This window comes from Vibrio sp. Hal054 (assembly GCF_037162405.1).
In the GTDB taxonomy this organism is placed as follows: domain Bacteria; phylum Pseudomonadota; class Gammaproteobacteria; order Enterobacterales; family Vibrionaceae; genus Vibrio; species Vibrio diazotrophicus.
Genome location: NZ_JARLUT010000001.1, coordinates 791,771 through 808,002, shown reverse-complemented (window position 1 = coordinate 808,002; position 16,232 = coordinate 791,771). Strand labels below are relative to the sequence as shown.

Here is a 16,232-nt window from a genome sequence, read left to right as displayed (position 1 = left end):
AACGCATAAGCTCCATGCACAAACGAATAAAGCTCAAGAGATGATGAAAAATATTATCATCGTCACACTAAATGATAGCGCTATCAGATAGCGCTATCATTTGTGACTGATTTCAAATTTTTCTCTCATATTGATCGGTAAAGTAGCCACAAATAATAAAACTGACTGGACCCACCAATGCTACGTGAACTGATTACCTCTGACGTTATTCGTATTTATCCAGAAGCAACGGACTGGAAAGACGCAATACACAAGTCCTGTGAAGCACTACTTGAAAGCAAAGCAATAGAACCTAGTTATGTCGATGCAATATGCCGCTCGCATGAAGAAATAGGGCCTTACTATGTTGTTGGACCCGGTATGGCGATGCCTCACGCTAGGCCAGAAGATGGCGTCAATCGCTTATCGTTGGCAATTACAGTGATTCAGAACGGTGTGACTTTTCATGCTGAAGAAAATGACCCAGTTAAGATGCTCGTTACGCTAGCGGCAACTGACAGCAATAGCCATGTAGAAGCCATCGCTCAACTGGCGGAACTGTTTATGAATGAAGAGCACGTTGCACAGATTTGTAATGCCAAAAACAAAGATGAAGTACTTGATGTCATTGGCAAATATTAACTTTACCTCCTGATATTCCCATCATCTGATGGGTAACCCCTACAAATACAAAAGGTATAAATTATGAAGATTATCGTTGTGTGCGGAAACGGCCTTGGCACCAGCCTTATGATGGAAATGAGCATAAAAAGTATTGTCAAAGAGCTTAATGTTGAAGCAACCGTCGACCACGTTGATTTAGGATCCGCAAAAGGAACAGATTGCGACATCTTTGTCGGTACAAATGATATAGCTGAACAGCTCAACACATTGGGTGTAGAGCCTCGTATCGTTGCTCTGAACAATATGGTCGACAAAGTGGCGATGAAAGAGCGCTTGTCAGTAGCACTTCAAGAGCTTGGTGTTTTATAAGGAGGGGATATGGAATTCTTTAATTTCTTGATGAATGATGTCCTTTCAGAGCCAGCAGTACTGGTTGGTCTCATCGCTTTGATCGGTTTAATCGCTCAGAAAAAATCGGTGACTGAATGTATTAAAGGTACGGTAAAAACCATTCTCGGTTTCATCATCTTGGGCGCAGGGGCTGGCTTGGTTGTCGGCTCTCTAGGAGACTTTGCTACCATTTTCCAACATGCATTTGGCATCACTGGCGTAGTACCAAACAATGAAGCCATCGTATCTATTGCACAAAAAGCATTTGGCCGCGAAATGGCGATGATCATGTTCTTTGGTATGTTGGTTAACATTTTAATTGCGCGTTTTACGCCATGGAAATTCATATTCCTGACAGGTCACCATACTCTGTTCATGTCTATGATGGTCGCTGCCATTCTTTCGACTAGCGGAATGAAAGGTGTTCCACTTATCGCATTGGGATCTGTCGTTGTAGGTAGCGTAATGGTGTTCTTCCCAGCGATTGCTCACCGTTATATGAAGCAAGTAACAGGCTCTGATGATGTCGCAATCGGTCACTTTTCTACCCTATCTTATGTGTTAGCTGGATTTATCGGCAGCAAATTGGGTAATAAAGAACACTCGACTGAAGATATGGATGTGCCAAAGAGTTTGCTGTTCTTACGTGATACTCCAGTCGCAATCTCTTTCACAATGGGCATTATTTTCATTATTACTTGCCTGTTTGCAGGTGGTGACTATGTTCGTGAAGTGAGTGGTGGCAAACACTGGTTCATGTTTGCATTGATGCAGTCCATTACCTTTGCTGGTGGCGTCTACGTCATTCTGCAAGGTGTTCGAATGATCATCGCTGAAATTGTGCCAGCATTTAAAGGGATCTCCGATAAATTGGTACCAAATGCAAAACCTGCATTAGATTGTCCTGTTGTATTCCCATACGCGCCGAATGCCGTATTAGTTGGCTTCTTATCGAGTTTTGCCGCAGGCCTTATTGGTATGCTTCTACTTTATGTAATGAACTTAACAGTCATTATTCCGGGTGTTGTTCCGCACTTCTTTGTTGGTGCTGCTGCCGGTGTATTCGGTAATGCTACTGGTGGACGTCGCGGTGCTATTTTAGGTGCATTCGCTCAGGGTCTGCTGATCACATTCCTACCAGTATTCCTATTACCTGTTCTTGGTGACCTTGGTTTTGCGAACACCACCTTTAGTGATGCCGATTTCGGTGCAATTGGTATCTTGCTAGGTATTATCGTTCGTTAATTCAAACGTAAGACTAAAATCCGATATTAGTTATCTAATATCGGATTTTTTACGCGTTTCGAAAGCGAACTAGCTAAAGCCTTTAGGCTTTATAACACCTTTAAAACTCTGGCAGAGATACCTAAAAGTAAGCGTCCAAAGTCTATCTGAGATACGGCAACTCAAAGACTATCCACGTCTTCTGGTATTAATCCACCAAGTAGTGCTTTTCGCCAATGTCCGGAATGTGGGTCGTAAGCACCAAAACCGGAGCTATACTCCCAATAATTCCAGCTATACCCTCTCTTTTCTGCTTCCCTTGTAATGAATGCAGTCCAAGCTTGCTGATCCTCTGGCGGAGCATATAGGCTGTATACCCCAAACTCACCAATATTTATCTCAAAGCCACGATTTGGTGCCGCATTCCATTTATCTACAACATTTAGGTAATCGAGCAACACGTTACGCTGGGATTGCGTCGCTAACCAACGAGTACCGATCCATCCATCTGCGCCTTCAACCCATGAAGCTCCCTGATGAGTAAATTTAAACGGTTCGTAGAAATGTACAGTGATGATTGTATTTTTGGGATTCGCCGCCCTCGGAAGTCGGAGATATGGCAGTTTCGCCACTCCGCCCCAATCCGCAGTTCCAATCATGACCTTGCGTTGCCCAAGAGCATTGTTTTGAGTGTTAGCATTCTTGTTCCAAACAAGATTGGTTAAATCTACAACTAGGCTATTCCATTCTCTCACCCCAACGTCTTCATGAGGTTCATTTAGAAACTCAAAAATCAGCTTCTCCTCTCCGTATTGACTTATAGGGAAACGGTTAGATATTTGCTGCCAGAACTTTAATAGCCGTGAACGCTGATAGCTATAATCTCTATCGTCATAAAATAGTTCATTAAAATGATGGGTATTAATAATTACTTTTAAGTTTTCTTGGATTGCTTGATCAACCACCTCTTGAACCCGTGACATGAAAGCATCATCGATAGTATTGGGATCGCTAGGCAGTGTATGTGCGCTCCAACGGATGGGAATCCTTACACTTGAAAAACCTGATTGACTGATGTTTCTAAAATCACTCGCCTTAATGGTCAGGTTGCTATTCCACTCTCCTTCGTAAGTGGGAGATTCCAGATAATTTCCCATATTAATGCCCCGTCCAAGTAGCGTGTTGCTCAGCCCTTTGCTTTCATTCCAGTGATACATATCTGTGTAATAGCTTTTTTCTAACACAACAGATTGCTCACCTAGCTTGAAATTATTTGCATCTGAGCCACACCCCACAACGGCGAAGAGACTAAAAGCCGCGATACTCATTATTTTTATTCTATAACTCATAAAAAAGCGTTCCCCAAAAATCACGTTCATTATGCATCACTTCAATGCTCTAAAAATAACTAAGCCCTACCTCCATAGAAGTAGGACTTATGTGAAGCCTGTGAATAGCAATGTTCCATCAATAATATTTGAATGTCTTAACAACAGTAATTATTTAGCATTCTTTCATTTAAAATATAAATAAAAATTAAAAATCCACCTTGGAGTTGCATATTTTCACACTAGGCGTTACTCATATGGAATAAATCTAACTGTTTTATATTTGGCATATACAGGATAACCATTGTAATAGCTTGGTGGAAATTGAGGATTGGCGCTTATCCAGTTATTAATAAAAATTTGCATATAGTCTGAAACTTTTTGATTCGCTCTTCGAACTTGAACCCATCTATTTTGATAGCGGCTGAATACTTCCCAAGTCACACCATACTCATCGATAGTAAATGCATATTTTTCCATGCTCCAAATCGACATACCATACTGCCCCAAGTCAATGTCTAAAGGGAACTGTTGACCGCCAATCCATACGTTAGTGTGCAGTAAATTGGTTCCTCCCATTAACTCAATATCCACTTCATAATGACTGTATGTGCCAGCTTCTCCCGCATAAGTAAAAAAGGAACTTATGGTTCCAGGTACAGCACCAGCCTGCATTTCGACTTCATAGCGACCACGTCGGACATATTGATCGGTTCGAATTTCAGAGCAACTCTTTCCATAAGACTCTGACTTTGCGTGCATAATTAATAAGTCAGCTTCGCGCCAAATATTTTGTGCTTTCCATGTACAATCAAACTCACTTCCCCCATTTTTCCAACCATCAGAAACAAGCCAGTTCATCCCGCTCCAATTCAAAGCGTAACTGGAAGAAGCAAACAAAATATTAAGTAGCACCGCATAACTACAGTTTCGTAGAATAGTGTTCATGGTTAATCTCTTAGCTAGGATAATATACCCGATGTATAACTTCATAGTTTTCAAGAACAAAGCACAACAGCAAAATATCTTTGTTTCCTCTTTTATTTCAGGAATAACTCTAGAATGATTTCTTAAAATTTGTCTATACCTATCTATGAAAATCGCAAACAAGTCATTTATGAAAACTTGAAACAATAGGCACTATCACAATTCCTTCTTCGTCATGAAATAGTTTCTTGGAGCTAGTAAAATTATTTAACTAGCAAACAAAATAAACATATCGTTGAAAACCATTGCCAAATACACATGAATGCCACTTGTAATATTCATAGACATGTCGTGTTATAAAAATCCAAATTTAAAAGCTAAAAATACATTTCTACCCCACAAGGGTTCACGACGAGAACAAAGATTTCTATTTGTATTGATAAAATTTCACGAGGTTAAAATGAATAAAAAACGGCTAGGTGTCGTTGCTATTGTTAGTTGTGGTTTTATTGGACTTAGTGGCTGTGCTGTTGAGAAAACTACGGCAAATAATACCAGCATGGGTCAAGAAGAGCTCATCACTAATGGCAACTTTTCACAGGGTACAGACGGTTGGTGGGCAGCAGGAGCTGATTTACAGGCTATCGATGAAATGGGCTGTATAACGTTTACCAAAAGGGGAAGTAACCCTTGGGATGTTATCCTTGGACAATCGGGACTGGCCTTGAAAAAGGGCGAAGACTACCATCTAAAATTTAGTGCGTTAGCGAAGCAGTCAATAAACGTCAAAGCGCTCGTTCAACATAATGGCGCGCCATACACCAACCATTTTGTTAAGGATATTTATCTCAATCAAGAGTTGAAACCGTTTGAGTTTTCATTCAAGCCATCTGGTGATGACGATAGTGTTCAGTTTCAATTTCAAATGGGAACGGAAACGCCAACAACAGTTTGCGTCAAAAATGTATCTTTAACCGGACCTCAATATGTTAAAGAAAGCGACCTTGCTAGCGTTAGAGTGAACCAAGTCGGCTACTTTGTCCGTGGCCCTAAACACGCAACGGTTGTTACTAAAGAAACATCACCTATGGATTGGAAGCTGTTAGACGCTGACAAGAAGCTAATCGCTAAAGGTCAGACGATTCCATTTGGCTTAAATAAAGCCTCTGGTGAACATGTTCAATTAATCGATTTCAGCAGCGTGCAAACTCCGACAAAGAAAACGACCTTGGAAGTCGACGGACACCAGAGCCATCCATTTGCCATTGATAACGCCATCTATAGCAATATGAAGTATGACGCTCTCTCTTTCTTCTATCAGCAACGAAGCGGTATTGATATTCTCCCTGAATTTGTTCAAAGAACCGATCTCGCTCGACCAGCTGGACACAAGCCAGAAGTCGTTACTTGCTTTAATAAAACCGATGCAAAGGGCAATCAGTGGCCAGGTTGTGACTTATCATTAGATGTCACAGGTGGCTGGTATGATGCGGGCGATCATGGGAAGTACGTAGTAAACGGTGGTATTTCATTGTGGACACTGACCAATTACTACGAAAGAGAAAAACTGGCCGCCCGTGCTAACGCTTTTGCGGATGGAAAAGCCAAACTTCCGGAAAACAAAAACAACTTCAACGATCTTCTCGATGAATCTCGCTGGATGATGGACTTCATGATGTCAATGCAAGCGCCTGAAAACAGCAAAGTTTCGGTTCCTGTTGGCGATCAATCCAACCAACTGGATCATTTGAAGCTAACGGAAATTGATGCCAGTGGTATGGCTTTTCATAAGGTCGCAGATGACGCTTGGACGGGAATGCCTTTACCTCCTCACAAAGATCCACGCGATCGCTTCCTGAGCTATCCAACAACCGCCGCTACACTTAATTTGGCTGCAACTGCCGCTCAATGTGCTCGAGTTTGGCAAGATCTGGATGCAAGCTACGCCAAGCGCTGCTTAACTTCTGCAGAAAAAGCATGGAAAGCGGCCAATCAGCATAAAAACGTGTATGCCTACGACAACTTTGTCGGCTCCGGTCCCTATGATGATACTCAGCTAGACGATGAGTTTTACTGGGCGGCAGCAGAATTATTTATCACAACAGGGAAAGAAGAGTACAAAAAGGCAGTTCTATCATCACCTTATTATCTCGTAACTCCGAAAGGAGATATTGAAGCGACCGGAGATCTCTACTGGCAAGGAGTGAGCGCTGCAGGGACTTTGTCTCTAGCGATTGTTCCAAATAGCTTACCGGAAAAAGAGATAGAAAAAGCGCGCGCTAACATTATCAAAACTGCGGATGCTTACTACCAGTCTATTGAGAGTGAAGGCTATCAAATTCCTTACAGCACAAAAGAGTACCCATGGGGTTCAAATTCAAACTTAATGAATCGCAGTATCTTCATAGGAGTTGCTTATGATTTCACCAAAGATCAAAAGTACATCGATGGCATCATCAATGCGATGGACTACATCTTAGGACGTAACGCTTTGGACCAATCATATGTTTCAGGCTACGGTAGCCGCCCGCTGCTTAATCCTCACCACCGTTTTTGGGCACATTCCGCGGACAGCAATTCGCCGTTAGTCGCTCCTGGTGTTATGTCTGGAGGCCCGAATTCAATCAACTTCAGTGACCCTGTTGCAGCGTCGATGAAGGGCAAGTGTATTGGGCAGACTTGTTGGAAAGATGATATTGGTGCATGGACACTGAATGAAATTACGATTAACTGGAATGCTCCATTCTTTTGGGCTGCGAGCTTCTTAGACGAAACAGTTCAGTAATTAACAGTTCTGCAATCAAATAATCATTAAGTTAATAAGCCGAAAATAAATCCTATTTTCGGCTTATTTTATTTATCGATTATCGATAGAAATGTCTAACTCACCCGCTTCAGCTCAATCAATATTGCGCTTTCTGCGTCGAGAATTGGCATAGTTAAGCCGACGTTCTGACACCACTCACCAGACATTTTACAACCAGATGCTGTCCATTCAGGTTGGCAAGCCACTATGTGGTTGAAGTTCTCCGGCTTATCAATCACTGATACTTGGTAAGTTGATTCTGGGTCTAATCCGACAATACGAAGATGACCACTTAATGAATACGTTGGCATAGCGAGCTGAGAAACCAATACTACCGCTTGTGATTTGTCTTGCGATACCACCGCATGAATTTGATGCGCTTTATCCTCACTTGGAATCCGCCAAGTTGTTCCGCTGTGCAACAATGGGCGCAGCGCTGTGTGTAGCTTCACATAGTGTTCAAAGCCTTGCTTCTCTTCTTGGCTCTCTTTTACAGGGTCTAGCTCAATACCCATATGGCCAAACAGAGCCGTTAAGCCTCTGAATTCAATACTGTGGCGACGACGTGTACTGTGGCAATGGCTAGCGCCGATATGACTCCCCATCACTTCAGGCGGGAAGAAATAGCTCATTCCTCGCTGAATGGTCTGACGCTCTAAAGCATCGTTGTTATCCGACGCCCAGAAACGATGAGTCCTTTTCAGTACCTCGTAATCAATACGGCCACCACCTGCGGCGCAGGATTCAATGTCCACATTCGGGTGCTTGGCGCGAACTTTATCCACCAGCTGGTAATAACGCTGCGTTTGCTTATGAGCAGCGGCCATCCCCCCATGAGCAGGCTGAACCACTTCCCTGTTCATATCCCATTTGATGTAAGCGATATTGTAAGTGGAAAGAAAATGATCTAATCGCTCAAACAGATAGTCAAAGGCCTCTTGGTTTTGCAGATCAATCACATACTGATTGCGTCCTGTAGGCTGCTCATACCCTTCCACAGCCAGCAACCAATCGGGATGCTGCCTGTAAAGGTCGGAATTTTTGTTAATCATTTCTGGTTCAAACCACAAACCAAATTCCATACCGAGTTGATTAACATGCTCAACAACTGGAGTGAGACCTTGAGGATATTTCCTTTCATCAAGGAACCAGTCACCCAACGCAGCTTTATCGTCATTTCGACCTTTAAACCAACCGTCATCAATAATAAAACGTTCGACACCCATGGCTGCCGCCTGAGTTGCCATTGACATAATGTATTCAGGATCGTGGTTGAAATAGATACCTTCCCACGTATTGAGGTGAATTGGGCGAGGCTTTGCTACAAACTCTTTCGGTAAAATACGATGACGTACATGAGCGTGAAACTGCTGACTCATGCCGTTCAGACCTTTATCACTGTAGCTGGCATACAGCCATGGCGATGTGACACTTTCTCCCTGCGCTAATGAAACTTCACCAGCGAAATAAATCACTTCAGCTTGCAAAAGGCGACGCCCATCGGCCTTAACATCCGCACGCATGCGATGGTTGCCGCTCCAAGCAAAATGGAACCCCCACACATCACCCTGCAACTCATCAAAATGCTGCTGGCCTGCAATCAATGCTGGATAATGTTCATGAGACGTGCGCCCGCGACGGTTTTCTTGCTGATAACCACCATGTATTAAAGGCTGGCGAGCAGTTTGAAACTCGTGAACCCAGCGGCCAAAAAATGTCATCAGTTCATTGACTCTAGCAGGCAAAGGTAAAGTATTGGCTAAGCGATTAACCTGATAAACACCCGCCTTTAAATTGGTTAAAGTATGACGGGTTTTCACCACGTCATCAGCGTCTAAACACAGTTCCGTCGTCAGCGACAAACCTGCCAGTTCATCAACACTTTCAATACGCACCCCGGTGTCAATTTCTACTATTTGCTGAACAACAAAGACCGGAGCCCAGTCCAAGCCGTCGCGATGCCCTTCGACACCCGGACTACTGAAAACACCACGGCCCAATTCTGGGCTTAATGTCATTGAGACATCTTTATCGAGGCGACCAAAAGGCACAGGACGATACAAACTCTTCCTATAGTTTTCCAAAGCACCTTGAACGGGTTTGCCCCAATAGAGAATCTCTGCAAACTCTCCGACCTCAACGATGATCTGGCTCTGTTTACCGGTTAAGTTAATTAATACTGGCTCCGTCACTGTCTGTTCCCTTCAAACCTTTTAATTTTCGATATCATAAGCAAAACTGAAGAACTTTCTGTGATTAAAGCCATAATCATGGAAACGTTTCCATGCATCTGCAGGTTTCGCTATTTTTGTTAGAAAGTATGGAGTTTGAGAAATGCTGAACATAAACAATCCCAAAAGCTTGAGCTTGCGCAGTAGTTAGACTTTAAGCACTTGAGTTGTCTAAATAACCGATATTTAATGAGTGCCAGCTAAGGTCTTAGAACCTGAAAACATTTTCACAAACAGTAGAATCATGTTCAGAGAGCCGCTGAAATCACTTAAGCAAAACAACTTAAGCTTGTATGGCATAAGTACTAAACGTTCTCTTAGAAACCTAAGGTAAATATCACTATGGCGACCATAAAAGACGTTGCACGGGAAGCGGGTGTATCTATCGCGACCACTTCTCGCGTCATAAATAACGCCCCGCACACCAGTGAAACCGCCATCATTGCGGTTAAAGCCGCAATGGAAAAGCTGGGCTATCGCCCCAATGCAAATGCTCGCGCACTGGTAAGCAAATCTTCCAATGCCATTGGCGTTTTGGTCAGTGATGTGTCTGCGCCTTTTTTTGGCATCATGGTCAAAGCAATTGATACCATCGCCAGTGAGCAGGAAAAGCAGCTACTGGTTGGTAGCGGTTATCATGATGCAGAGAAAGAGCGTAACGCTATCAGTCTGTTAATTAACAGCCGCTGTGAATCGCTTGTACTGCATAGCAAAGGCATGAGCGATCAGGAACTGACAAAACTCGCCCAAGAAGTACCCGGAATGGTGCTGATCAACCGTGTTGTGCCTGACATCGCTTCGCGCTGTATCGCATTAGATAACCGCAAAGGGGCTTATATCGCTACAGAGTATCTGATTAAAAATGGTCATAAACACATTGGCTATATTGCCTCTAGCCATAATATTGATGATGCCCATGACCGACTAGCAGGTTACTTTGATGCACTGCGCGACTACGGTATAGAAGGGAGAGATGAGTATGTGGAGTACGGTGAGCCCGACGAGCTTGGCGGCGAGCAGGCAATGGTCAACCTGATGGCCAAAAATACCGACATTACTGCGGTCTCTACCTATAACGACTATATGGCGGCAGGTTGTTTGGTGCTGCTTCAAGAAAATGGCATTCGTATTCCTGAAGAGATGTCCGTAATTGGGTTTGATGACGGACACATGGCTCGCTTTGTTTACCCGCGTCTCACCACCATTCGTTATCCTATTCAATTAATGGCAAACGAAGCGGTGAAACTTTCTTTGCAACTAGCAAATAATGAGAACGTTGAACGCTCTGAGTGCAAACTGTTTATGCCGACCTTAGTGCGTCGTTCCTCAGTAGGCAGAGCGCAATAAGCTCTGCCCTATCAGGTTTAGCTATAGCGCTTGAAGGCGAGCATCTATCTCTTGAGCATAGTTGTTCGCTTTTACTCCATAGATAATTTGCACGTTGCTTTTGTCCAGCAGAACGACACCAAAAGCTCCGTTGCATTTTAAGTAGTCAACATCAACCAGAGCCGAATCATTAAGTTGCAATCTTAATCTTGTCGCACACGCCCCTGAATGGACGATGTTCTCTAGTCCACCTACAGCTTTTACGATGCCGTCAGTTTCCTGACCAATGTTCGGGTTTACTCTGACTAAAAAATTAAAAAACTGACGAATTTTATCAATCATAAAAACCTGCCGATAAATAAGATGATTTGCAGTAAATACAATAAATAACCCTACACTGTAAGTACATAAACCTAAATTACACCTTAGTCACACATACAGAACAATCAGTGTTTTCTGAACATGTTGTCATGCAATACAGAGGGAACATCATAACTGAGAGTTCTACGCGAATTCGGGCTACGAGTTCAATCTAGAGTGTAAAGTTTAAACTTTTTTTATTCTTAAATTGAAAACCTTATCTTTGGTTGGTTGTTATTGACTACGCAAAGCAGGATAATACCGAGATCGGAACGAAGACATTATATAATTATGACCGAATATCTTTTGTTGTTAGTCGGCACTGTGCTGGTGAACAACTTTGTACTGGTAAAGTTTTTGGGCTTGTGTCCTTTCATGGGCGTATCCAAAAAGTTAGAGACTGCAATTGGCATGGGGTTAGCGACAACGTTCGTTTTAACCTTAGCCTCCGTATGTTCGTATCTTGTAGAAAGTTACATCCTTAAACCATTGGGTATTGAATACTTACGCACCATGAGCTTTATCCTCGTGATTGCGGTTGTGGTTCAATTTACCGAAATGGTGGTGCACAAAACCAGCCCGACACTCTATCGTTTGTTAGGTATCTTCCTGCCTCTCATCACCACTAACTGTGCAGTTTTAGGTGTGGCATTACTTAATATCAACGAAAACCATAATTTCATACAGTCGATCATCTACGGCTTCGGCGCTGCTGTGGGCTTTTCACTGGTACTGATCCTGTTTGCATCAATGCGTGAGCGTATTCATGTAGCAGATGTGCCGGCACCATTCAAAGGCGCATCTATCGCCATGATCACGGCTGGTTTGATGTCGCTTGCCTTTATGGGCTTTACCGGATTGGTGAAGTTGTAATGAGTACGATATTAATTGCTGTATTAGCTATCGCGGTACTTGCTGCCGTTTTTGGCGCTATTTTGGGCTTTGCTTCAATCCGCTTCAAAGTTGAAGCCGATCCTATCGTTGACCAAATTGATGCTATTTTGCCACAAACCCAATGCGGTCAATGTGGCTACCCAGGCTGTCGTCCTTACGCAGAAGCGATTGCCAATGGTGACCAAATCAATAAATGCCCTCCGGGCGGTCAGCAAACGATCGAAAAATTAGCCGACTTAATGGGCGTTGACGTCCAAGAGTCCGCACACGATCTCGATAGCAAAGTCAAAACCGTTGCTTTTATTCATGAAGATATGTGTATCGGATGCACCAAGTGTATTCAGGCTTGCCCTGTTGACGCGATTGTTGGCGGTACCAAAGCACTTCATACCGTAATTAAAGATGAGTGTACGGGTTGCGATCTCTGTGTTGCTCCGTGCCCTACAGACTGTATTGAAATGATCCCTGTTGCAACAACCACTGAGACTTGGAAATGGCAGCTAAATGCGATTCCTGTGGTTGATGTTACAAACGCTGCAACCACTCAGCAAAACAGCGGGGATTAAGGATTCATATGTTGTCATTAATCGAACAAATCAGAACGGGTAGCCTGTGGACATTTCCGGGCGGCATTCACCCACCAGAAAACAAACAACAATCGAATCAATCCGCTATAGCTCAGGCTAGTATTCCAAGTGAACTTGTACTGCCTCTTAAGCAGCACATAGGTAAGCCGGGTGATCTACTGGTCACTGTTGGCGACAGCGTTAAAAAAGGTCAGGCATTAACTCAATATACCTCGACATTTATGCTGCCTATTCATGCTCCGACCTCTGGCATTGTAAAAGCGATCGAACCAAGAACGACAGCGCACCCTTCTGGACTTGCCGAGTTGTGCGTCGTTATTGAAACTGACGGAAAAGATGAATGGATTGAGAAAACATCCATTGAAGATTTTACTCAATCCTCACCAGATGAGCTGATTGAAATCATCCGCCAAGCGGGTGTTTCAGGCATGGGCGGTGCGGGCTTCCCGACAGCAAAGAAAATTCAATCAGGTCTGTCACGCACTGACATTCTGATCATTAATGCTGCTGAGTGTGAACCTTACATCACCGCTGACGATGTTCTGATGCGAGAAAACGCTCAAGAGATCATCCAAGGCATCAGCATTGTCGAACACATTCTAAAACCAAAACTGACCATTATTGGCATTGAAGATAACAAACCGAAAGCGATTGAAGCGCTGCAAAATGCGGCGTTGAATAAAGACATAGTTATTCGTGTTATTCCAACCAAATACCCGTCAGGTGGTGAAAAGCAGCTGATCAAGATTCTTACCAATCTTGAAGTACCGAATGGCAGAATCCCTGCTGATATTGGTTTGATGGTGCAAAACGTCGGTTCTATGCAAGCCATTAAACGCGCTGTTGTTGATGGCGAACCGTTGATTCGCCGCGTCGTTACACTCACTGGTAACAGTTTTAAAAAGCCGAAGAATGTCTGGGCACTGCTTGGTACCCCCGTTCAGGCGCTACTTGATGAGTTTGGCTATCAGGCTGATAAAAAGCTTCCGCGTCTGATCATGGGCGGCCCAATGATGGGCTTTACCCTGCCCCATGCCAATGTGCCTGTGACCAAAACATCCAACTGTATTCTCGCTCCGACGCGTCAGGAAATTGCTCCACAATCCTATGAAATGGCGTGTATTCGTTGTGGTCAATGTGCTGAAGTATGCCCTGCATCCCTTCTCCCACAGCAGCTTCAATGGCATGCAAAAGCAGAAGAATTCGACAAGTGTGAAGAATTGCACTTAAAAGATTGTATTGAATGCGGCGCGTGTGCGTACGTCTGCCCTAGTGAAATTCCACTGGTTCAATACTATCGTCAAGCCAAAGCAGAAATCCGTATTCGCAAGCAGGAATCTGAAGCGGCTGAGCGCGCAAAAATTCGCTTCGAAGAGAAAAAAGAGCGTATGGAACGCGATAAAGCGGAAAGAGAAAATCGCTTTAAAGCCGCAGCAGAAAACCGTCGTCAAGAGATGACCACCAGCGATGGTGAAAACGCGATTGCTGCTGCCATTGCGCGCGTTAAAGCACAAAAAGAACAAGCAACAGCAACGTCCGATTCAGCGGTTAAACCAGCCGTTGCCGCCGCTATTGCCAAAGCGAAAGCAAAACAAGCAGAAGCAGCGAAAACTGGCGTAGCTGAGCCTGACAACGCTGAAATGATCAAACTGCGAGAAGAGCGCAAGCGTCAGGCTCGTGAACGTAAGTTGGAAAAAGAGCAGCAAACCGACACATCAGAAGCACCAGCTAACGATAAAAAAGCAGCCGTCGCTGAAGCGATTGCCCGTGCAAAAGCTCGCAAAGCGCAGCAAGAGTCCGCGCCTGCTGAAGAAGAAGCTCTGGCTGAAACGGACACTTCAGAAGACCCGAAAAAAGCGGCCGTTGCAGCAGCGATTGCCCGAGCCAAAGCTCGCAAAGCGCAGCAAGAATCGGCATCTGCTGAAGAAGCTCAAGCTGAAACGGACACTTCAGAAGACCCGAAAAAAGCGGCAGTTGCAGCAGCTATCGCTCGTGCAAAAGCTCGTAAAGCACAGCAAGAATCGGCATCTGCTGAAGAAGAAGCTAAAGCTGAAACGGACACTTCAGAAGACCCGAAAAAAGCAGCGGTTGCAGCAGCGATTGCCCGTGCAAAAGCGCGTAAAGCGCAGCAAGAATCGGCGCCTGCGGAAGAAGAAACTCAGGCTGAAACGGATACTTCTGACGATCCGAAAAAAGCAGCAGTTGCAGCAGCGATTGCCCGAGCCAAAGCTCGCAAAGCGCAGCAAGAATCCACGCCTGCGGAAGAAGCTCAAGCTGAAACGAAAACTTCAGAAGACCCGAAAAAAGCAGCGGTTGCAGCAGCGATTGCCCGAGCCAAAGCTCGCAAAGCGCAGCAAGAATCGGCATCTACTGAAGAAGAAGCTCAAGCTGAAACAGAAACTTCAGAAGACCCGAAAAAAGCAGCGGTTGCAGCAGCGATCGCCCGCGCTAAGGCTCGTAAAGCAGAGCAACAAAACAAAAATACCGAGGAGAATAACTAGTGGCTTTCTTTATAGCTAGTTCCCCACATACTCATATTAAACGCAGCACTTCTGATTTAATGAAGTGGGTAGCGTTGTGCGCACTACCGGGCTTATTTGCCCAGACCTATTTCTTCGGTTTCGGTACCTTAATCCAGTTGGGATTTGCAGTTATTGTCGCGCTGTCATTTGAAGCGGCAGTGATGAAGCTACGTAAACGCCCTGCTCATCTTGCATTAAGAGACCACAGTGCCATTGTCACCGCTTGGTTATTGGCTGTTGCCATTCCACCAATGTCACCTTGGTGGATTGTGGTTATCGGTCTTATCTTCGCTATTTTGATTGCAAAACATCTTTACGGTGGGCTTGGTCAAAACCCGTTTAACCCAGCAATGGTTGCCTACGTGGTTTTGCTTATTTCCTTCCCTGTTCAGATGACAAGCTGGATAGCGCCACATCAGCTAGGCGCAGATGGCATCTCTTTTAGTGACTCGTTTTCTCTGATCTTTACTGGTTTCGACTCCGACGGTTTATCGCTGCAGCAAGTTCGAACTGGTATTGACGGAATGACGATGGCGACACCATTGGACTCAGTGAAAACTTCGCTTAAAGCAGGTCACACTTTATCTGAAGTAATGGCTCAGCCTCAGTTCGGTTCTTTAGCTGGCATTGGTTGGGAATGGGTCAATCTTGCCTATTTGGCTGGCGGGCTTGTTCTTCTGAGACTAAGAGTCATCAACTGGCATATCCCTGTTGCTTTTATCGCGAGCTTGTTGGTGATGAGCACATTAGCGACACTGTTTGCACCGGGTACAACGGCATCACCATTAGTTCATCTGTTGTCTGGTGCAACCATGTTGGGCGCGTTTTTCATTGCAACTGATCCAGTTACGGCCTCTACCACAGTGAAAGGGCGTTTAGTGTTTGGCGCATTCATCGGTGCTATGGTGTTTATCATTCGCAGTTGGGGTGGTTTCCCAGACGGTGTGGCATTTGCCGTTTTGCTTGCTAACATGTGCGTACCGTTAATCGACTACTACACTAAACCTCGTACTTACGGGCACTAAGGAGCAATT

General features: G+C 44.3%; 13 protein-coding genes. 9 read left to right on the top strand and 4 right to left on the bottom strand.

Going from position 1 to position 16,232, the window contains the following annotated elements; all coding sequences use genetic code 11:
- Positions 1-177: 177 nt before the first annotated feature.
- The 3 genes from P4S58_RS03640 (at position 178) to P4S58_RS03630 (ending at position 2,238) form a co-directional block, all read left to right on the top strand.
- The gene (locus P4S58_RS03640; protein WP_102962746.1) at positions 178-621 is read left to right on the top strand and encodes a PTS sugar transporter subunit IIA; all 444 of its coding nucleotides are present in this window, start codon (positions 178-180) and stop codon (positions 619-621) included.
- A gap of 63 nt (positions 622-684) precedes the next feature.
- On the top strand, positions 685-972 hold the full coding sequence (locus tag P4S58_RS03635) for a PTS sugar transporter subunit IIB (RefSeq protein WP_102969546.1): 288 nt from the start codon (positions 685-687) through the stop codon (positions 970-972).
- Between the two features lie 9 nt (positions 973-981).
- Positions 982-2,238: a PTS ascorbate transporter subunit IIC gene (locus P4S58_RS03630; RefSeq protein ID WP_102962748.1), complete on the top strand. Its 1,257-nt coding sequence runs from the start codon at positions 982-984 to the stop codon at positions 2,236-2,238.
- 161 nt (positions 2,239-2,399) lie between these two features.
- On the opposite strand, the gene P4S58_RS03625 is transcribed toward P4S58_RS03630, so the two are convergent.
- Both P4S58_RS03625 and P4S58_RS03620 read right to left on the bottom strand, forming a co-directional pair.
- The gene (locus tag P4S58_RS03625; protein ID WP_112403356.1) at positions 2,400-3,596 is read right to left on the bottom strand and encodes a glycoside hydrolase family 5 protein; all 1,197 of its coding nucleotides are present in this window, start codon (positions 3,594-3,596) and stop codon (positions 2,400-2,402) included.
- 198 nt (positions 3,597-3,794) lie between these two features.
- Entirely contained in the window at positions 3,795-4,493 is a 699-nt protein-coding gene (locus P4S58_RS03620; protein WP_052404605.1) for a family 16 glycosylhydrolase, read from the bottom strand.
- Between the two features lie 439 nt (positions 4,494-4,932).
- On the opposite strand from P4S58_RS03620, the gene P4S58_RS03615 reads away from it, so the two are divergent.
- Positions 4,933-7,257: a glycoside hydrolase family 9 protein gene (locus P4S58_RS03615; RefSeq protein ID WP_102969548.1), complete on the top strand. Its 2,325-nt coding sequence runs from the start codon at positions 4,933-4,935 to the stop codon at positions 7,255-7,257.
- 95 nt (positions 7,258-7,352) lie between these two features.
- On the opposite strand, the gene P4S58_RS03610 is transcribed toward P4S58_RS03615, so the two are convergent.
- Positions 7,353-9,470, bottom strand: a complete 2,118-nt coding sequence (locus P4S58_RS03610; RefSeq protein ID WP_102969549.1) for an alpha-galactosidase — start codon at positions 9,468-9,470, stop codon at positions 7,353-7,355.
- Between the two features lie 381 nt (positions 9,471-9,851).
- Between P4S58_RS03610 and P4S58_RS03605 the strand changes: the two genes are divergently transcribed.
- Positions 9,852-10,856 carry a substrate-binding domain-containing protein gene (locus P4S58_RS03605; protein ID WP_337162921.1) on the top strand — a complete coding sequence of 335 codons (1,005 nt, stop codon included), beginning with the start codon at positions 9,852-9,854 and terminating at the stop codon, positions 10,854-10,856.
- Between the two features lie 21 nt (positions 10,857-10,877).
- Here the strand turns inward: P4S58_RS03605 and P4S58_RS03600 are convergent, their stop codons facing one another.
- Positions 10,878-11,177: a PTS transporter subunit EIIB gene (locus P4S58_RS03600; protein WP_042486233.1), complete on the bottom strand. Its 300-nt coding sequence runs from the start codon at positions 11,175-11,177 to the stop codon at positions 10,878-10,880.
- 309 nt (positions 11,178-11,486) lie between these two features.
- On the opposite strand from P4S58_RS03600, the gene rsxA reads away from it, so the two are divergent.
- Genes rsxA through rsxD form a run of 4 tightly spaced genes read left to right on the top strand, consistent with a single transcriptional unit; the run spans position 11,487 to position 16,223 of the window.
- Positions 11,487-12,068: an electron transport complex subunit RsxA gene (rsxA, locus tag P4S58_RS03595; RefSeq protein WP_042486237.1), complete on the top strand. Its 582-nt coding sequence runs from the start codon at positions 11,487-11,489 to the stop codon at positions 12,066-12,068.
- Positions 12,068-12,655 carry an electron transport complex subunit RsxB gene (rsxB, locus tag P4S58_RS03590; protein WP_042486242.1) on the top strand — a complete coding sequence of 196 codons (588 nt, stop codon included), beginning with the start codon at positions 12,068-12,070 and terminating at the stop codon, positions 12,653-12,655. Before rsxA ends, rsxB begins: the two co-directional genes overlap by 1 nt.
- 8 nt (positions 12,656-12,663) lie before the next feature.
- Complete coding sequence (gene rsxC / locus P4S58_RS03585) at positions 12,664-15,177, top strand: electron transport complex subunit RsxC (RefSeq protein WP_102969551.1); 2,514 nt, start codon at positions 12,664-12,666, stop codon at positions 15,175-15,177.
- Entirely contained in the window at positions 15,177-16,223 is a 1,047-nt protein-coding gene (rsxD, locus tag P4S58_RS03580) for an electron transport complex subunit RsxD (RefSeq protein ID WP_102940178.1), read from the top strand. The genes rsxC and rsxD overlap by 1 nt, the downstream gene beginning before the upstream one ends.
- The last annotated feature ends 9 nt before the right edge of the window (positions 16,224-16,232 follow it).

Bases quoted from the DNA above. Each gene is read 5' to 3' on its own strand.
- P4S58_RS03640 (WP_102962746.1), top strand. From the start codon at position 178: ATGCTACGTGAACTGATTACCTCTGACGTTATTCGTATTTATCCAGAA.
- P4S58_RS03635 (WP_102969546.1), top strand. From the start codon at position 685: ATGAAGATTATCGTTGTGTGCGGAAACGGCCTTGGCACCAGCCTTATG.
- P4S58_RS03630 (WP_102962748.1), top strand. From the start codon at position 982: ATGGAATTCTTTAATTTCTTGATGAATGATGTCCTTTCAGAGCCAGCA.
- P4S58_RS03625 (WP_112403356.1), bottom strand. From the start codon at position 3,596: ATGAACGTGATTTTTGGGGAACGCTTTTTTATGAGTTATAGAATAAAA.
- P4S58_RS03620 (WP_052404605.1), bottom strand. From the start codon at position 4,493: ATGAACACTATTCTACGAAACTGTAGTTATGCGGTGCTACTTAATATT.
- P4S58_RS03615 (WP_102969548.1), top strand. From the start codon at position 4,933: ATGAATAAAAAACGGCTAGGTGTCGTTGCTATTGTTAGTTGTGGTTTT.
- P4S58_RS03605 (WP_337162921.1), top strand. From the start codon at position 9,852: ATGGCGACCATAAAAGACGTTGCACGGGAAGCGGGTGTATCTATCGCG.
- P4S58_RS03600 (WP_042486233.1), bottom strand. From the start codon at position 11,177: ATGATTGATAAAATTCGTCAGTTTTTTAATTTTTTAGTCAGAGTAAAC.
- rsxA (WP_042486237.1), top strand. From the start codon at position 11,487: ATGACCGAATATCTTTTGTTGTTAGTCGGCACTGTGCTGGTGAACAAC.
- rsxB (WP_042486242.1), top strand. From the start codon at position 12,068: ATGAGTACGATATTAATTGCTGTATTAGCTATCGCGGTACTTGCTGCC.
- rsxC (WP_102969551.1), top strand. From the start codon at position 12,664: ATGTTGTCATTAATCGAACAAATCAGAACGGGTAGCCTGTGGACATTT.